The organism is Xanthomonas euvesicatoria pv. euvesicatoria (assembly GCF_020880415.1).
Taxonomy (GTDB): Bacteria; Pseudomonadota; Gammaproteobacteria; order Xanthomonadales; family Xanthomonadaceae; genus Xanthomonas; species Xanthomonas euvesicatoria.
The window spans coordinates 1-18,286 of the sequence record NZ_JAJIUJ010000064.1; the positions used below are offsets into that span (position 1 = coordinate 1).

14 protein-coding genes and 3 pseudogenes are annotated in these 18,286 nt (G+C 61.6%); 5 read left to right on the plus strand and 12 right to left on the minus strand.

The features are described 5' to 3' along the window. From LN450_RS10565 to LN450_RS10600, 8 genes are all read right to left on the minus strand, one after another. A partial coding sequence (locus tag LN450_RS10565; RefSeq protein WP_228885024.1) for a DEAD/DEAH box helicase family protein occupies positions 1 to 723 on the minus strand: 723 nt, incomplete at its 3' end. Between the two features lie 143 nt (positions 724 to 866). Continuing rightward, positions 867 to 1,172, minus strand: a complete 306-nt coding sequence (locus tag LN450_RS10570) for a hypothetical protein (protein ID WP_011347465.1) — start codon at positions 1,170 to 1,172, stop codon at positions 867 to 869. Positions 1,173 to 1,260: 88 nt separating this feature from the next. After that, positions 1,261 to 1,581: a hypothetical protein gene (locus tag LN450_RS10575; protein WP_011347466.1), complete on the minus strand. Its 321-nt coding sequence runs from the start codon at positions 1,579 to 1,581 to the stop codon at positions 1,261 to 1,263. Positions 1,582 to 1,629: 48 nt separating this feature from the next. Beyond that, positions 1,630 to 2,745, minus strand: coding sequence for a DUF6094 domain-containing protein (locus LN450_RS10580; protein WP_375341114.1), 1,116 nt, complete (start codon positions 2,743 to 2,745; stop codon positions 1,630 to 1,632). Positions 2,746 to 2,802: 57 nt separating this feature from the next. Next, complete coding sequence (locus tag LN450_RS10585; RefSeq protein ID WP_011347468.1) at positions 2,803 to 3,453, minus strand: hypothetical protein; 651 nt, start codon at positions 3,451 to 3,453, stop codon at positions 2,803 to 2,805. A 127-nt stretch (positions 3,454 to 3,580) separates the two neighbouring features. Continuing rightward, positions 3,581 to 3,904 carry a hypothetical protein gene (locus tag LN450_RS10590; protein WP_011347469.1) on the minus strand — a complete coding sequence of 108 codons (324 nt, stop codon included), beginning with the start codon at positions 3,902 to 3,904 and terminating at the stop codon, positions 3,581 to 3,583. A 91-nt stretch (positions 3,905 to 3,995) separates the two neighbouring features. Further along, positions 3,996 to 4,676, minus strand: a complete 681-nt coding sequence (locus LN450_RS10595) for a DUF3275 family protein (RefSeq protein ID WP_011347470.1) — start codon at positions 4,674 to 4,676, stop codon at positions 3,996 to 3,998. A 61-nt stretch (positions 4,677 to 4,737) separates the two neighbouring features. Further along, positions 4,738 to 5,667, minus strand: a complete 930-nt coding sequence (locus LN450_RS10600; RefSeq protein WP_011347471.1) for a DUF3577 domain-containing protein — start codon at positions 5,665 to 5,667, stop codon at positions 4,738 to 4,740. Between the two features lie 596 nt (positions 5,668 to 6,263). On the opposite strand from LN450_RS10600, the pseudogene LN450_RS10610 reads away from it, so the two are divergent. Together LN450_RS10610 and LN450_RS10615 are read left to right on the plus strand one after the other, a co-directional pair. Then, positions 6,264 to 6,494: pseudogene (locus LN450_RS10610) on the plus strand (IS30 family transposase); the annotation flags it as partial. 310 nt (positions 6,495 to 6,804) lie between these two features. Continuing rightward, positions 6,805 to 7,431, plus strand: coding sequence for a hypothetical protein (locus LN450_RS10615; RefSeq protein ID WP_011347472.1), 627 nt, complete (start codon positions 6,805 to 6,807; stop codon positions 7,429 to 7,431). 137 nt (positions 7,432 to 7,568) lie between these two features. Here LN450_RS10615 and LN450_RS10620 read toward each other — a convergent pair whose 3' ends face one another. Both LN450_RS10620 and LN450_RS10625 read right to left on the minus strand, forming a co-directional pair. Further along, entirely contained in the window at positions 7,569 to 10,565 is a 2,997-nt protein-coding gene (locus LN450_RS10620) for a Tn3 family transposase (protein WP_011347473.1), read from the minus strand. A gap of 8 nt (positions 10,566 to 10,573) precedes the next feature. Then, a complete protein-coding gene (locus LN450_RS10625) occupies positions 10,574 to 11,848 on the minus strand; it encodes a site-specific integrase (RefSeq protein ID WP_011347474.1) in 1,275 nt (424 codons plus the stop codon). Positions 11,849 to 12,041: 193 nt separating this feature from the next. Here LN450_RS10625 and LN450_RS10630 point away from each other — a divergent pair, with 193 nt between their 5' ends. Continuing rightward, positions 12,042 to 13,109 carry a DNA-binding protein gene (locus LN450_RS10630; RefSeq protein ID WP_011345701.1) on the plus strand — a complete coding sequence of 356 codons (1,068 nt, stop codon included), beginning with the start codon at positions 12,042 to 12,044 and terminating at the stop codon, positions 13,107 to 13,109. On the opposite strand, the pseudogene LN450_RS10635 reads toward LN450_RS10630, so the two are convergent. Then, positions 13,097 to 14,134: pseudogene (locus LN450_RS10635) on the minus strand (hypothetical protein). The gene LN450_RS10630 and the pseudogene LN450_RS10635 overlap by 13 nt on opposite strands. A 410-nt stretch (positions 14,135 to 14,544) precedes the next feature. Further along, the gene (locus LN450_RS10640) at positions 14,545 to 15,867 is read right to left on the minus strand and encodes a right-handed parallel beta-helix repeat-containing protein (protein WP_011347477.1); all 1,323 of its coding nucleotides are present in this window, start codon (positions 15,865 to 15,867) and stop codon (positions 14,545 to 14,547) included. Between the two features lie 667 nt (positions 15,868 to 16,534). Here LN450_RS10640 and LN450_RS10645 point away from each other — a divergent pair. Both LN450_RS10645 and xopE read left to right on the plus strand, forming a co-directional pair. Further along, positions 16,535 to 17,056 (plus strand): annotated as a pseudogene (locus LN450_RS10645) (integrase); the annotation flags it as partial. A gap of 133 nt (positions 17,057 to 17,189) precedes the next feature. Further along, a complete protein-coding gene (gene xopE, locus LN450_RS10650) occupies positions 17,190 to 18,266 on the plus strand; it encodes a XopE/AvrPphe family type III secretion system effector (protein WP_011347479.1) in 1,077 nt (358 codons plus the stop codon). Positions 18,267 to 18,286: the final 20 nt, after the last annotated feature.

An 18,286-nucleotide genomic window follows, 5' to 3' on the forward strand; every position in this document is an offset into this window, starting at 1 on the left:
GCAATGGCTGCACTTCCTGCGGTACTCCTCGGCGTCGAGTTCGATCGGATTGACCGGCTCGCCGTCGAGGTCTGTGATGATATGGCCGCAGTCCGGGCAGGCTGCCACGTCGCCGTGGCGGGTGCGCCGCCGGGTGAAGACGGGCCGCCAGTGGAAGCCCATCCGCATCCGCACACGCCCAAGGACGAAGAACTCCTGGCCCGTGGGCTGCACACCCAACTGCTCGCGCAGTTTGATGAGTTTGACCAGCGTGTCGGGGCCGTTGAGTACCCAGACCTTGGCGCCGGCCACTGTCTCCTGAATCTCGCGCCGCCACTTGTAAACCAGATGCGGTGGCGAAAGAACCAGGGTGCGGCGGTAGCCCTCGGCGTTGAGTACGGCGGCCGTGGCGATGCCGACGGTCGTCTTGCCGCAACCCATCTCGCCGTTGACGATCGCGGCGCGTTCGCCACGGTCGATCAGCAACTCGGCGGCGGCATGGACGACTTCCGCCTGGGCCTCAAACAGTTTGCGCTTGAGGCTGGCGACGATAAGCTGACGGCGCGTTTGCGGCTGACCCGTATAGACCGGCGGGTTGGCGCGATTGAGGGAGTCGAGCAGTTCGTCGCCGAACTCACCAACGAAATCCTGAAGGCTCAGGGTCAAAGGGGAAGATTCCGCGTCGAGCAGTTCGCTCTGCACGGGCGTGGCTTGTGCAGCAGTAGATTCAAGATCGAGGGACATGGTGATGCTCCACAGAAAAATGGGGCATGCACCACCCCCAGCGGGGCAATGGCATGCCCCGGGTGGGAAGATCAATCTCAATCGGCACACGGCCGACTGTTGATGGAAAACGCAGGCGCTGGCGGCCTGCGGGGGAAACGTGCTCAGTCCTCGGACGGCAGCACGATGAGGGTGAAATGGCGTTTCTCATCGGTGACGATGCGAATGCTCAGATCAGGGCTGACCAAGTAGCGCGATTCCAGCAATGCGCCCGATTGCAGTGCGATGCCGTTGGCGTGCCATTGCTCCTCGGTAACATCACCCCAGTCGCCACGGACGTGGCGACGAAAGTACGGAAGCGGATCCAGGCAGCCCGCGCGAACCAAGCGGTCGATGTCTACGCTGAGGACGAGTGCGCCGGGGGTAAACAGCAGCTCCCGGCAGTACGTTTCGATTCGATGTGATGCCATGGGCTCCTCCTTGAAGAAACTTTGAACCACGACCCCCTGGCGGAGTGAAGTGGCTCCGTCAGGTGGACGGGATGACGATGTACTGCCTTCAGATCATGTCGCGCTCTTCGGAAAGCTGGACCACCGTGGTCTGGTGGTCTTCGCTGGTCTTGACGATCAGCACCAGTTCCGGCGTGATCCGGTAGGAGGAGATCATCAGGTTGTCCTGTTGGAGTGCGACATCGTTGGCTTGGCGGGTCGCCTCGTCGATCTCTCCCCAATCGCCGCGCACATGGCGCTGCACATAAGCCAAGGGATCGATGAGGCCTCTGCGGGCCAGCCAATGCACCTTCTCGCTCAACTGCAAGGAGGCCGGTGCGAACAACGGTTGCTTTTGCGGCGCACGCCGCTGGAACAGACGTGAGAGCATGGTGTTTCTCCTTTGATGAAGTGCAGCGGGACGTCAGGCGTCCGGGGATTAGCGAATGGTCAACACCTCGCCCCGTGTCGGGGAGCCAGGCGTCATATCCCATGCGCGGATGACGGGGACGAACTTGTCGGTGAGGATCCGGGTTTCGGCGATGGAGCCGTCGTCGCGTTCGGTGAATTCCCTCTGGAGCGTCTTTTCCTTGTGGGTGTCACCTTTGACGACGAGCAGGCGCCCTGTCTTGGAACGCACCACGCCGGATATCGCGCCCGCGGCCAGGGCCAGAGCGAGATGCCAGTGGGAAAGAGCACGCGCCGGTGGACGCAGCAACTGCTGCGCGGCCCCCAGGTGCGTGTCCAGCGACGGCCAGAGGCCTTGGAGCCGACCAACCTCATCGGCGAACTGCTCCGGCTCCATCGTCACGCGGAAAAAATGCTCCGGCTCGGCCGGACTGGCGGGGACGATGTAAGGCAGAAACGGCCATTCGCTTGGCAGCTCCTCGGCTTCGACTTCGCCAAGCCCAACCTGCAGCAGCAGATTACGCATGTCCTTGACGCCATCCGGCGCCTGCTCGCGCTGGCGCATCCTGCGGCCGAAGATCACCACCTGCTTGAACTGCGTCTCCACTGCTCGGTAGATCCGAAGATCCGTGTAGTGACGCGTCAGCCAGCCGACCAGCTCCGCGTCGAGCACGTAGCTCGGAACGATGAAGACCAGCACACCGCCGTACTGCACCAGCGACAAGGTTCGCTGATAGAACAGCTTTTCGAGACGGGCGCGGCCCTGGCCCTGGTAACCGATGTTGCCGTTGACGTCCTTGGACAAGTCGCCATACGGAGGGTTGAGCCAGAGCAGCCCGAAGGACTGCTTGGAAATCATCGTGTCCATCAGGTCCGCGTGCAGGCAGTGATCGACCAGGCCGCGGGCATGGTGCGCCCGCTCCGCGTCGAACTCGACAGCGAACGCCTTGGCCTGCTCGCGCCCGAGAGCATGGGCGGCTTCGGCGATCGCCACGCCTTCGCCTGCGCAGGGATCGAGGATGCACATCGGACCATCGCTGGGCATCAGTGCGTTGAGGGCTCTTTCGAGCGTGGGTTCATCCGTGGGGAAGTACCCGGTTTTCACGAAATTGCGGGCTAGCCGCGGGAACATGAGGGCCATGGAAATCTCCTGGTTGGCGGGGATGAATAACGGAACCACGCCAAGGCGTGCTCCACGGGTGGGTCAAGCAGCTACCGCTTCCGGCGTAGAAATCTTGGCCGGATGGGCATAGGCGGTGAGCACATCACTGCGGATCAGGGAGCACAGCGCCAGAGTCAGCGTCGGCACGTCGATGGCGAGCCGATGGCCTTCCAGCGGCCCGAGGGCGAACGGAAGGCGGGCCAGCATCTCGCGGGTTTGCAGCAGTTCCAGCACGGTCTCGCGCCAGTGATCGAGCAGCGGCAACGGGCAGGTGTCCCGCACTAGCATCCACAGGCGGTCGAGCCGGTGGGCGCTGTCGCGTGGCAGCAATGCCAGCGCGCTGGCGTTGGCTTTGTCGGGCTTGACGCAGCGCCGGTCGAACAGCCACACGTTGGAGAGAGAGCCGAACCGCGTTCGCCGATAGGCGCGCGTGACGCGCTTTTCCAGGCGATCGACGTTGCCGATGAACATCGGGACGCTGCCGCCCTGGTCAGTGATGACGTGGAACTGGTCTAGTCCCTGCTCATCGCGCCCGAGGGTCAGGCGAGCGAGGAACTGCTGGACGGCGGTGTCTCGCGCCCAGATCGACAGGAAGATCAGGTTGCCTTGGTCATCGCCGACGCAAGCGTCGGCCATCACGTCCGGGCATTCGTCAATGCGGTACAGCGTGGTGGAAGAAGTGTTTATAAACATGGTGGTGTCCTCGGATGAGCGGGAACAGCACCGCCCGTGGGGCAGGTACTGCCCCACGGGGTGGAAGAAAGTCGCTCAGTCCGGCTCGAACTGCCGAGTGTGCGGCTGTGAAACTCAGTGCTAGTTCTCAGTACGAATCGCAACCGGCCGGGCAGTAACCCAGTTCGATGCCATGCGAGCAGTAGCCGTTTTCAGCATTCCAGTCCTGGGCTTCCTGCCGAGCGGCAGGTGTTGCGTAGTCCCATTTCTGAGCAATCTGCAAGGCCTGTGCGCGCTGTGATTCGGGCAATCGACCAAGTTGCGTGTCGATTGCCGAACTGAAGCGTTCAACGTAGTAGTCGTGAGACAGACCGCAACCTTTCATGGCTTGTGCGGCTGCCGTCTCGCAGAGAGCCCGCCACGCGGATTCATCCAGCGCGCAACGGGGTGTATCGCAAGTGATAATGGACATGAGACCTCCAGGAAAAAAACCGGGAGCCTCCCGCATGGGGAAGTAACCCCCGACGGGTGGATGAAGGACACCACGGATGCGGTGCTTGTGATCACGCAGGTTGCAGCTCGGCCTGTCGGCTCCACTCTTGCGTCTTGAAGTCCAGCGCGAAACCCAGCTCGCCAAGGCGGGCGATCTGCGCGCGCAGGGCGCGGCGGTCGATGGTCGAATCAAGCTTCACAGATTCGCCCAGCGGCCACAGCCCGCCGAAAAGCGTGGCGTCCGGATCTTCGGTGCTGCCTGGGGCGGCAGACGTATCGAGCGGCTGCGCATCCACACCGAACGGCGTGGTATCGACCAGCGGGTCTGCCGATGCCTGCACGGGGGCAGGTTTGGCGGGCCGGGATGCTCTGGCCGGGGTTGCCACCGGCTGCGTGCCCAGTTCCTCATCGAGGGGATCGACGTCATGGGTGGCGAAGCTGCGTGCTTCGTCACAGCTCAGTTTGTCGATGCCGTTGAGCGTCATTCCGTCGAGGCTGGCGCGGATCTCAAATCGCATGCCGCCGCCGACCGGGTAGGACTTCGGGAAAATGTACCTGATGACGAACTCCCCGTCGTATTTGCCTTCGGGGTACTGCTCTAGTTCAGGGTCCTTGACCTCGAACACACCAAGGTGTGTGGAGAGGCGACCGACCGGGAACGGGCCGTTTTTACCGCGGATGATGCGCAGTGTGAGCTGGCCTGGGACGACGATGGGCGATACCGATCTATCGGGCACCGATGTGACTGTCATGATGGCTCTCCTTTGAGAAACTAGGAAAAAGCGGCAAGGCCCCGTGAGGGGCCAAGCCGGATCAGAACGAAGCAACCAATGCAGGCTCCTGCTCCTCGACTGCACCTTCGGACTCGCGCTCGGCGGACTCGATAGGCTGGTCGGAAACGGTGTCGGCGGCCGTGTCGATGACGTTGTCGGCTTTGGGCGCGGATGCGTCCTCCGCCGGCGGCGCCTTGGCTTGCGTCTGGCTCGTCGGATAGACCTGGGTGCCGTCGATCTTGATCAGCCCGATGTGAACTAACGTCGATTCAAGGCTCGCGGCAGGTTCCCCAGCGTGCTCGCCCTTGGTGCGGATGTACGGATCGATCTTCATGTCGTTGAGACGGAAGGCGATCAGCACCTTGCGATCCCCTTCGATGGCCTGCACGCATCGGCGAACCAGATGCTCGGCTTCAGGGGTGGAGACGATCGTGTCGAAGTACCGATACTCCGGTTCATCGACAGGTCCGGCCAGCGCGGCGATGGAGCACGACAGGAACGGATCGCCATCCTTGGGGGTGACGTCCTTCGGACGGTTGAGGTAGCCGATGCCGCGGGTGATCAGCTCGTGCTGTTTGATCGAAGCCAATTCGTCCCGTTCAATCAGCTCGGCCTTGAGCAGTCGCGCCTTGAGGGACGCTGCGGCCTTGCCCTGGTGCTTGCCCTTGTCGCGGATGTACGCATCGCCCCATAGGTCGCCGAGGCGGAAGCGCACCAGCGGGCGCTGCTTGGGATCGTCAACGCCGATGTAGCGCTGAACGAGCTTCTTGGCCTCGGCACCCGAGACCTTGACATCGAAGTAGCGGTAGCTTGGGTCCCTGGCGGGGCCGACCAGCGCGGCGATGGTGCATGCCAGGAAAGGCTGCGCACGGCGGCCGCCCCTGACGGGTACTTCACGAGCACGTTGCAGATAGCCGATGCCCGAGGTGTGCAGATCGAAATACGATTTCTCGTTGGACGTGGTGTTCATGGTGATCTCCATTGGGAAAAGCGGAGGCACACCAAGCCACGCAAGCGGGGAAGGGTGCGTAACCCCGCGATGGGTTGATAAGGCGAAAGCATCCGCCACCGAACAGGCCGGTGGTCGCTCGCAGATGGATGCGGTGCGAACTGGCTCGGTCACGCAGTGGGAACTGCGCCGCAACCTCGAAGACCGATGGTTGCCTGGCATGTTGCTGACAACGTCAGCAGGCATGGGGGCAGCATGGCCGGGCCTCATGTGTGGAGCAGCAATGAATCGGTAACCGAGCGCCTCCCTTTGTCCACGGCGACCAACGTCTGCCACATCAGTTACAGCGGTAGAGATGACATAATCAGAAAAATATTAATAAAATTGGCGGCTCCAACTGTGGATCGCAACACCAACGGTTGTGAAGTGGTGCAGGCGACCAGACCTGAACGACTTCACCGCCAAGTGGAGTTGCCCATGTCATCCCGCCGCCTGGATCTGGCAGAACGATACCGTCTGCATGCGTTATATGAAATTTGTATGTCGATGCGGGCCATCGCCGGCGCAGTGGCGCGTGCGCCCAGCACGATCAGCCGCGAACTGCGCCGCAACCAGCACGCTTCGCTGATCATCGGCTCATTGCTGCCTGCTTGCAGAGCGATTTCTATTTTGCAGATCCGTACTGCGCATAGCAGCGAGGAAGCAACGAAAATGCCAACGGGTTGACCCGCCAGTACTTGCCACGACAGACCGATTTCAGCACCATCACCAATGCGCACCTGCGGTCGATTGAGCAGCGGCTCTACAATCGTCCGCGCAAGATGCTCGGATTCAAAACGCCCCTCTAATAGTTGGAACGTGGTGTGGTCCCGCACCGTGTCGGGGGATTTTTCTAAAGTTGTGGTCAGTTAAATTTTCGGTAAAGTGATGCGGCGTGAGCCTCATTCTTGATTACTCATGGCTACTATGCAGATGCTCAAGCGCAACACCCACGTTCGAGCGAAACAGTTGGTACAGACGCTTCACCGCACCCTCGGACCGCTCCGTCCGCTTCTACAAACCGACTAGAAGCTACCCGCCATGCCGAGAACCGCGCATCGCCTAATCGCGTTGCCAAAATGAATAACCGCTTGTCTTAACCTACAGAGGAAGCTCGTTTTGCATACCGCCATCAAGATCGTCGCCATTAGCAGTCTTGCCCTTACGCTTGCCGCGTGCGGCAGCGCCAAAGACGCTAACAAGAGTAACTTCAGCAAGGCCATCCAGGCGTACCTGGACACTCAGAAGGGCCTGTGCGCTGCGATTCCTGCAAAGGGCTTGCCGTTCACCCTGGCGAACCAAGATATGCTGGGCGGCCAGAACAAGAAGCGCGCCGATGCGCTGGTCGATGCGGGGCTGCTGACTAAGCGAGACACCGAAGTCAAAGCCATGTTCGGCAACAAGATGGAGCCGGCCACCGAATACCAAATTACTGATACCGGCAAAAAATTTCTCGTCGCCAACGGTGCAAACACGCTGGCTGCACAAGATGCCTTCTGCACCGGCAAGTACACCGTCGTGGAAGTGGACAACTTCACCGAACCCAGCGACATGATGGGCGTAAAGCTGTCGCAGGTGAACTTCCGCTACAAGGTGGACGGTGCAGATGACTGGGCCAAATCGGAAGTCATGCGTGCCAATTACAAGAATTTTGCGGAGCAGACTCAGGGAGATGTACAGGCCAAGGCGGCAGTCATCCTGACTAACGATGGGTGGATGCACGAACGCCTGTTCAAGCGTGGATAAATAGCTCTGAATCCATTCTAAAAAGAAAGGCCCTTACTCAATGAGTGAAGGGCCTTTTTTCTTCTGGAATACTGCATTAATGCCTGGGCCGATCCGAGGGTTGGCAGGGATTCGTGTAAAAAACAGCCGATTTTTTCCTAACCCATTGTTTCTGCAAGAATTATTCGCGAAAAATCGATCGGTGCGATCTCCCGATTGAGATCCAGTGTGTAGTCACCGAACCGGTTGATGTGCGATGTCCTGTATGGCGACAGGCCTGCCAGAATCTCCGGGCTAATTGTTCGGCCTTCGTCCCGCAGTTCGGCCAGAACGCGGGTCATCTGCTCTACGTTATGAAGAATGATCAGATTTGCCACGAGTTGGTTGTAGCGCACGATCTTGCGCTGCTCGTGCTGGATGTTTTCGGCGATGATCCCTTCCCCGCCGAAGAAGGCCCATTTGACGAAGCCGTTGAATTCCTCGCTCTTGTTGGTCGCCGCGTGGATAGTCTTGCGCACTTCGACATCGTCGATGTAGTGCAGCAGGAACAGCGTGCGCACTACCTTGCCGAGTTCACGGAATGACCAGTAAAGCTTGTTCTTACGGCTGTAAGTGCCGAGCCGGCGCAGGATCGTAGAGGCGGTTATCTTGCCGAGTTTGATCGAGATGGCGACCCGCAGCATGTCGAGGAAGTGGGTTTCGATCAGCGGCCAGTCGATGCTGTCGCCGAATAGCGCCTGGATGTGCTGATAGGTCCGTCCCGGCTCGGGCCGGGAGAACACCAAGTCTTTGATGTTGCGAATACGCGGCATGAGGTTGATACCAAGCAGGTGCGCCAAGCCAAATACTGGAAAGCTCTGGGCCTGAGTGTCGCCGTGCACCGTGTCGGGCTGGATGTCGGACTTGTTGGCGAGCAGCCCATCGAGGATGTAGATCGCCTCGTGCACGCCGCACGGGATGAAATGGCTGAACAAGGCAATGTACTTGTCGGACACGTGGTAGTAGCCAATGCCGCCGTAGCCGCCATAGCGGATGTGGTACTCAGACAACAGGTTCTGTTCGTACACGCTCCACTTGGTGCCGTCGGCCGACGCGCTCTTGCCGCTGCCCCAGTAGCCGGGCAGCTCGAACTTGTTGTACAGATTGATGACATCGACCGTCGCCTTGTCGAGCGTGTCTTCGGTGACGTACTTCAGATTGAGCCAGGAAATCTGGCGGCGGCTGAATCCCTTGACCGAGCGCGCCGTCTGCGTTGGACCGAGATTGCAACCGTAGCAGAACAGCGTGGTGATCACGCGGCGTAGCAGTTCGTCGACGCGGGCATCGGTGCCGGCGATCGGTCGGAAGTGCACGTGCAGCTCAAGCCAGCGGGTGGTGTCGACCAGCACATCGACGATGCTGGTGGGTGTCAGACGCTCGGTGATGAGTGCGTCGACTGCGGCGATCGCTTGGGTCACCTCGGTGCGTTGCAGACGCTTGAGCACCAGGCGGTCATCGACCATGCTGGTGTGCAGGTTGTCCGGAAAGCGCCCATCGACGGCGTCGGCCAGTGTAATCAGCTTGGCTCGCAGGCCTTGTACAAACGCGGTCGCCTCGGTCGGGATGGCAGACACTTCGCCGTAGGCGTCGAGTTCGCGTGCGAACGTCGCTTCATCGACCAGTTGCTCGCGGTAGTCGTCGTAGCGTTCGCCGTGCGGAATGAAGAGATCGCCGGATTTGAGTTCGTCCTTGACTTGTGCCAGCACCGCCAGTTCGAAATACTTGCGGTGCATCCAGCCCGGCCCGGCGGCGGCCAGTGCTTTCGGGAAGACGTGCCTGCGCCAGGCCGCCGACAACCACGTCAGGTCGCGGATGGGGTCAAGCCACAGGCTGGCGATTTCGACCGATTCGCGGCGCTGATGGCGCAGCGCGAGCACCGCCGCGATCATCCGCTCCATGCTGGGGTCCTGGCTGGCGGCGCGCAGGCCCATGATCTCTAGACAGTTGAGCAACAGCGGTCGCAAGGTGCCATACGGTGCCAGCAAAAACGGCAAGTAATTACGACCGGCGTAGGCCATGTGTTCTTCGCACTCGGCCAGCAGCAACCCGATATCGGCGACCAGGACACCCTCGATAGCATCCACACGCTGGCTGTCGGTGCCTTCGATCTGATAAGCCTGCAGGATCTCCTTGAGTTGGCCGATCAAAACGTCGGCACGCTTGCTGTGTTCAAGCTGGTAGGCGACCAGCTTCTGTTGCGCAGTATTTTCCAGATTCTGGAGAAGGCGGATGAACAAGTCGGCGGCATCATCGAGGGTCTTGCGATACTGGGAGCGGATAAAGATTGCAGCGAGCGCGTAGCGCTTGACCGGCGTCAGTTCGGCCAGCTCGCCGGCATCCAGGGCACGGGCCATTGCCCGAAACTGCTTGAGTTTGGGCACCGGCACGTCGATCGCCGGCAACTGCTCGGCCAGTGTGCGCAGTCGCTGGATGTGCTGCAGGTAGTAACGTACCTCCTTGTTGGTCGGGCGCTTGGGTTCGCGCTTGAGCGCCTGCCAGCCGCTGTGGCTGGCACCTGGTGGCGTGCGCAACAGGCCATCAATCAGTTCGCGCATCGCCAGCGACAGAGCGGTCGCGATCTGCGCGTAATACGCATCGTGAACCTGTTCGCGGGCAGCGATGGCGATGCGTTCAAGCGTACTGAAGGCCGGTAGCTCGTAACGGTGATGCACCAGTTCTTCGAGCATCACGTTCACGATGTCCGGCACGATGTGCTTGGTCTGCGCCGCAGTTTTGGCCACGCCGGCCAGCCAAGTGCGACCATCCGCATCGAGCGCGCGGACGTTGAGGAAGGTGCGTAGTTGCGCAAGATGCCCGCGCTTGGTACCAGAGGCATCGTAGGCCGTGAGCTTGTTCAGTGGCGGCAACCGCTTGAAGCCTGCTGCCCGTGCCACATGGTGCAGTACACGTTCGGGCACTTCGCTTATCAGGCTGAAATAACCCAGGCGCTGGAACAGTTTCAGGTGCAGCAGCACGGCCAGGCGTGTAGTCGGACCGGTGGCGATGCGCCACACAAGCCGTCGTTCGGCCTCGGTCGGCGTGTAGACATCCTGGAGTTCTTTGGCGGTAGGATCTGGCTTGAGACGCGGATAGGCGGTTTCGTGCAACGTCGTCATAGGCCGGGTCAGTCCCAGTGGCGGTGGCCCGCCGCATCATGCAGGGCGATGGCGAGGAAACAGTGGTGGTTGTCGGCGATGCGGTGCATATCGTCGAGCAGTATCGCGATGGTTTCTTCCAGTGCCGCCTCGTCGGCAGCGGCAACGGTGAGACGATAGCGGCTGCCGTCACGCTCTAGTCGCTGCGCACCGTGTGGCTGTAGGCACAGCGTTTCGATCAGCCGGTGCGTTTTTTTCGCCCCGCGCCCACGCGGGGTAAGGGGTGTCAATGTCAGTTGGGCTTCGAGCACCGTGGTCGGCTCGACGGCGGTGGCCTGTGTCGGCAACGACAGCAATGGCGCGACGATCGGCGGCAGACTCGCTTCGATGCGTTCGCGCGCAAACGCATCGCCGCCGTCGAGGTAACGCATCGCCGAGTGCACGTCGCGCCAGCCGACGTATTCCATCAAGCTCTTGACGTCCCAGCCGTTGGCGTTGGCCCAGCCGGCGAAGCCGCGCCGCAGCGAATGCCCACTGTAGGTATTCGGTGACGCCAAGCCGGCCTCACCGAAGATGCGCCGCAGCAGCGGCACCAGGCTGTTGGGGTGCAAGGCAGTGTCGGCGACACCGCCCCACTGGTTGATCGCACGGAACACCGGGCCATCGGTCAACGCGGCTGCAGCGATCCAGCTAGAAGTCGATGCTACCGGGCACCATCGCGACAGCGCAGGGACCTTGTAGGTCGTACCGGCGTGTCGGCGATCACCCTTGCTGTGCGGCAGGAAGCAGGTCATGCCTTCGCCTGGCACGAGGCGCAGGTGGTCTACCTGTAGGCGGGCCAGTTCATCGCCTCGGAAGCCGCGCCAGAAGCCCAGCAGTAGAAAGGCACGATCGCGCAGATGCCGCAGCTCCGAGGCACGATCGCCGCGAGACCGGGCTGCGGCCGCAGCGTCTTCCAGCCATGTCGTGACCTGGCCCAGTTGAGTGAGCTGCAGGGGCGTGGCGCGTTTTTCGACACTCGGATGCAAGGTCTGGATGCCCTTGAGCACTTGGCGCACCACCGGTGCCCGGGTCGGGTCGGCAAAGCCGTGCACCCGGTGCCACTGCGCCAACGCCGCCAACCGGTGTTTGAGTGTGTTGATCGCCAACTGGCCAGCGTAGGCGGCGAGGTAGCGCGCCACGTTGTCGGCGGTGGCCGGCAGGTGGCCGCCCCATTCGACCTCGAAATGGCGGGTCGCCGCGGCGTAAGCGCGTTCGGTGTTGGGGCGGGTGGCGGCTTCCAGGTACTGCGCAACGCTGATCATTGGCACCTCTCAGTTGCCAGATGGGCCGGGGGTGTACCGGTCCGGGTGCGAGCTTAGCCGAAAAACCAGCATAAGGCGGGATAATCTTAGATTATCCCGCGTGAGCTCGACACCCGCCACCGGTTTATCTAACGTGTTGAATGGTACGTAATTACATGGTATGTAATACGTTACGAAATACGTGGAGTGACGGATGGCACGGTCTGGGCTGTACAAAAGTGATGTGCAGCGTGCCCGCGATAGCCTGCGCGCAACGGGCAAGAATCCGTCTGTCGATGCGGTCCGGGTGGCGCTCGGCAATACCGGTTCCAAGACCACCATTCACCGTTATCTGAGGGAGTTGGAAGAGGAGGAAGGGCAAGGCGTTGGCGCGAAGATGGCCGTGAGCGACGCACTCCAAGACCTCGTCGCCCGCCTCGCCGAGCGGTTGCACGGCGAGGCCGACACGGTCGTGGCGCAGGCCCAGGCGCGCTTCCAGGCGCAGCTCCAGGAGCGCACCCAAACGCTGGAGCAGGCCCGGCAAGAGGCTGATTCACTCACGACGCAGCTGCAGCGCTGCGAGACCGTACTGCAGGCCGAATGCGAGGCGAGCGCCACCGCCAGAAGCGAGGTGGCCAGCCGCACTACCGAACTGGCTCAGTTGGAGGAGCGGATCGCGGGCCTCACGGCGCGACTGGCGGAGCACCAAAGCCACGCCCGCTCCCTGGAGCAGAAGCACGACCACGCCAGGGAAGCCCTGGAGCACTACCGCACCTCGGTCAAGGACCAGCGTGAGCAGGAACAACGCCGGCACGAGCACCAGGTACAGGAACTGCAGGTTGCCCTACGGCAGGCCAACGAGGCGCTGACCGCCAAGAACCACGACCTGATGCAGCTCAACCGGGAAAACGGCCAGTGGCTGGAACGCCATACCCGGCTAGAGCGGGAACTGACGCAGACACGCCAGCGGGCCGACGCCCAGCAGCGCGAGCGCGACGCGCTGCGCCTGGCGGCCGCCGAGCACCAAGGCCTGCAGGCGCGCTGGACCAAAGATGTCCAAGCGCTGGAAGGCGTGCGCGCCGAATTGGCTGCGGTGCGGACCGATCTGATCGAAGAGCGCCAGCGCCGGGAACATGCCGAGGCGGACACCTTGCGGGCCACGGTACGTCTGAGCACGCTGGAACAGCTCCTGGCGCAGCTGCGGCCACCGCGCCCCGTTGGCGAACAAGTAACGTCTGGGAAGGACGAAACCTCCCCAGACGCAAATAGTCAGTTGCTTTGAGGAAAGCTAATGCCGGGCGAAGCGCCACCAAAGACGGAGCAACTACCGCGCGTCAGGTTGTTCTGCTCGAACGTCTGGCCGGCATTGCCCAGGCAAGTCGGGGCATTTGTCGTACCATCGTTTACGGCTACGTTTACCGTGACGTGCGAGCCGCGATTGAACGACACCGTCTGAGTTCTGGCGCCGTTGCCGAAGATGTTGAATTCGGTCAGGCGCCAGATCTTATTGATATCCACCGTAGAGGCGCGCTGACTCACGCTGTAGGCCCTTCCGTTCACCGAAAACGACACGGTATCCACGCCCCCCGAGGTCGCAGAACCGGTCAGCTTGACACCAGCGATGCCCGAAACTGGCACCAGAGGCACTCGCACCGATTCGCTGTTAATCACGCAAGCGTTGCCTTCGTAAGCATCCCAGCCGGACGGGCAACCCGCCGCATCGTATTCCTAGGTACTGTCCGCATATACCCAGCTTTCAATGAAGATGACCGGGTCAAAGCCATTACTTGAGTCTTCGTCGGCGTCGCTGGAGTAGACGTACTGTTGCCAGGTCTTGCACGAAGAAAAACCGAACTGCGCGCAAGCGGCGGGGTTGCTGTCGTTGTCGGTATTGATTTGCAGCGAGTATTGGACTACCCCAGTGGTCACGCCGCTTACGCTCGGGAACGAACCGACGGCTGAGTGGGTGAGCCTGCCCGTGCGTGCAGCGTAGTCATCGCCATTGCCGGTGATGAGCACACGGTTGTCGGTGGTGGTACGAACGTTGCCGCTGGCAACGTGTCGTGGCTTCATGACCAACTTCGGCGGTGCGCCACAGCGTACCGCCTGCCACCCCATGTCCGGAAATGTCGAGCTAAAGCAGCCCTCCATAGCCGGAGCCTCGTGCTTGAGCGTAGTTTCCCATGCAGACATAGCCTCGGCACGGCCAGTATTGTTTATTGCAGCGACCTGCGCCGCTGCACCCGCGCTAACGATGCTTCCAACTATGCAGGCGCCAAGCATGTACTTCGATTTAAATTTTCTCATGGTCTTTCTTCTGGTTTAATAGTTAAATTACAGTAAAATTTTAGTAAATTTGCGGCGCACCAAATCGGAAGTAATCGCCGCGTTAGAGAAGTGCTACTTCTGCGGCAACGCGTTACTTCGTCCTCGATCACAATTCATAAAATGGCGCGAGACCAGCGCTAAACCGCCAGTCGTGGAGGTCGCGGTCCAGCATGCGCGCGGGCCAGCTCGGTCAGGCGTCGCGCGGCGCTGGCGATGGGCGCATCGAACCAGACGGCATGCGCAGTGCCGGAAGCCGGAGTGATAATTCCTCAATTATCAGGCGGTTGGGCAAGATTTGGCTGTTTTTTGCATCAATCCCTGCCGACCCTCAATCCTGCCGGGCAGGATGGCGCTGACCGTCGGCCAGGCGGCTGGCGCCATCGTCCGGATCAACGCGCCTCGAATGCTCCCAGGTCCGGTGCACGCCCGTTGAAGGCCTCACCGGTATCGGCGCCGGCGTCGATCAACGCGCTGCCCGGTGCCAGGGTGGCGAAGGTGATGATGGGTAGGTCGCCGTTGGCCTGGCGCGGGCGCATGAGCTGGCGCTCGTCGAGGCTGACGAAATCGCCCGCACTGACGACAAGGGGAAGATTGAACGAATTGCGGCCGATATCGTTCTCGCTCGCAGACCCCAGGTTGATCATTTCGATGCGCGTTCCGAATCCCAGGTTATTGGCCAGATGGTGGTCGTATCCCGGCACGTCAGTGAGGTTGTTGCTCAAGGTGGACTGCATGTCGTAGTTGGCGCGGCCGTTCTTGATCGATGTGTTGCTGATCCACTCCTGCCCACCGATGTGGTGATTGGCGTAGAGGCCGTTGGATCGATTGCCCACTGCCAGATTGAACCGCACGATGTGGCGCGGCACCGGCTTGGGATAATCGCTTCCGTTGCGGCCGTAGCCGCCTGCCTTGAAGCCTGCGCCATTGCCCAGCGGGGTGAATGCGCTGTCGTACCCGTTGTAGAACGACCAGTTGCGTTGCAGGGTGACTGCAGCAGCGGCATTGATCAGGTCGAAGCCATCGTCGCTGTTGAACCATGCGCGGCTGCCTTCGATGAGGTTTCCGCTGCTTCCCGCAAGCGTCGGGTGCACGCCGAAACCGTCGATATTTCCATCGGAGAAGGCATTTAGTCCGCGGTTGTTATAGGCATCGACGTTGTGTACCCGGTTGTCGCTGCCGGAAACCAGGTACCAGCCGATCGCCTGGCCGTCGTGGATCGCCAAATTCTCGAACAGGTTGCCGTTGCCGCGGTCAACGCGGAATGCTTCGGACTGGGTCAGGCGGTCTGCAATGGTGATCCGCACCCCCACCACCTCGAATCCGCGAAAGACGCAGTTGTTGCTGGCCACCCGGAATGCGGCCACGCGCAGGCCGGTGGGCGTCACCGCAGAGAAGTCGAACACCGGCCGCTCGTTGGCGACGTTGACATAGGCGATGCCGGGCTTGGTGATCTCGTTGACCACGGCGTAGGGCTGCCGCACCACGCTGATGTTGGCGCTGGTCAGGCGATAGGTGCCGCCGCGCAGGTAGACGGTATCGCCACTGGACGCGGCGGCCTGCGCAGCCATCACGCTGGCAAAGGGGGCGGCGCGAGTGCCGGGATTGCCGTCGTTGCCGGTGGGCGCGATGTACCAGTCGGCGGCCACGGCCGTGCACGGCGGCACGCAGGCGGCAACGGCGATCGCCACGATGGTGCGAAGAGAGAGGTTCATCGGATGTCCCTGGTGTACTGCATGACAGTGGCTGCGTGCCGCCTTTGACCCGGCGTGGCACGAGCCGCGAGTCGCGCAGCCTGCGGGAACCGGTTTGCGCTCGCCAGTGGTCGTGCTCGGTTCTGCTACGACGGTTGACGTTTCGATGTGCCGCAACGCAGAAGTGTGCAAACGAGACATAGGTATCTGGATCGATGCGGGCGCTGCCGCTGCCCGCACTGCGGCGCGACGTTCCACGGCCGCCCTGTGTCCGGCATCGCATCGCCGCGCGCCATGCGATGGAGAACCGCCGTGGACCGTCGTACCTTCCTGGGGTTCAGCCGTTCCTGGGGTTCAGCCGACATACGTGAAAAATAACTCACAGAATCCGCAGGGTGGGTAATAGTCGGATGCCCCCGGCTTCACGAGAGCGAGCACGAGCCGATCGCCTGCTGGCATGACACGCATGGTCAAGACCTCGGGACATGGGGCGGCGGCGTTCCTTTACACACCCGGTGACCGACCGGCCGCGCACACTCGCCGAAAGACAGTTGCAGCGTGCCGAACTTCGAAAGGGACGAGGTAGTGGATGAGCCGATGGAAGCGCCGTTTTATCCGGCAACTTCATGTTTTCACAAAAGAAATCGGATTCTGCGAGTTATTTTTATACGTATGTCGGCTGAACCCCAGGGAAGCCCTGGAGCACTACCGCACCTCGGTCAAGGACCAGCGCGAGCAGGAACAGCGCCGGCATGAGCACCAGGTGCAGGAACTGCAGGTCGCCCTACGGCAGGCCAACGAGGCATTGACCGCCAAGAACCACGACCTGATGCAGCTCAACCGGGAAAACGGCCAGTGGCTGGAACGCCAGACCCGGCTGGAGCGGGAACTGGCGCAGGCACGCCAGCGGGCCGACGCCCAGCAACGCGAGCGCGACGCGCTGCGCCTGGCGGCCGCCGAGCACCAAGCCCTGCAGGTGCGCTGGACCCAAGATGTCCATGCGCTGGAAGGCGTGCGCGCCGAACTGGCTGCGGCGCGGACCGAACTGGTCGAAGAGCGCCAGCGCCGGGAACACGCCGAGGCGGACACCTTGCGGGCCACGGTGCGCCTGAGCACGTTGGAACAACTCCTGGCGCAGCTGCGGCTGGCGCACTCCGTTGGCGAACTCGAAAACGCCATCGCAGCCGGTGCAATGCCGGCAGGCAAATGATCAGCCGCTTGGCGAAGGCTCGGGAATCCTCCGCGTCAGTGCCTTCGTCGTCCCAGCCAGGATTTCGGTGAGGCGGAGCGAATCGGCGCGCTCCCCGCCAGACTTGCTTCTACAGTCACTGCAGGAGATCAAGATGGGGCTATGCAGTTCAAAGCCGAGCGTGGTGGGTTCACCCGTAGCGGGTTCACCTGAGCATTATTTAACCCACACCGCAGAGCAGACCACGCCCTCTACGCCTTCATCCCCCGAGGCGCCCATGTCACCCAGCCTGCATGGCTTGGTGGCACTCGGCTCTTCGGGAACGAGACGGGGTCGCTTCCGGCAGCCAACCCTACAGCCGCACGAAGTTCAGCAGGCGGCCTACCAGCTTGGTATGCGACTCAGCGGCAGACCCATCGAAGACGCGAGCGACCGTCAACGCCTTGCCGACGCGACAGAGACGGTACACGAGACACGACTCGCCTTGCACCGTGGACGAGGCAATGTCGATAACGATCTGCGGCTTAGCAACGGACGGAGCGCCACCTACAGCTCCCTGTCTTACTGTCTCGGTGAAAATGACGAAAATTTACTGGCGGGCAGCGCGCTGGCTGCCGGGGCAGGCAACTGTGATCACAATGCAGCGATTAACGCACGTCGGCATGCGGTTCGCATGGAGGATGGCGGGCAGATGATGAATGTACGCGACTATGAGCAGACCCACCTCTATGCGCTGTACCAGCCACCAAGCTCGGCAGAGGCGGAAGAATCACCTGTAGTCCTCGACTCGTGGGGCGACGGTCCGGCCGTTCTACTAAGGGATTCGCACTGGGCCGAAACGTACGGAACATCCACCAACGTAATTGAACGCTTCGACAAGCGCGATGCAATCGACGCGCTTGCCAGGACAACCGCATTCAGAGCCGAGATCGAGGATCCGCAAACTGATCTCCATGCGAATGCGCGCGACCTGGAGACAGCATTTCTAGCCAACCCCGCACCCGGCGGTATCTTTTCCGCGATGCCTGTCATCGCGCCCGAGCTGGCCCAGAGCACGCGTCAACGGCTGCAAGAGTACTCACCGCGGACGCGTCAAGCTCTAGCCGCCGATGCTGCGCGGCATGCCTATGGACTGGATAACGCACAGCCCATCTCGCCGCGCACAACTGCTGCGATCCTTGAAGATGCAGAGCGCCTGGATGCCTTGGGTCGCCCACCCTTGAGTTGGTGACGATGGATCAAGCCGGATGA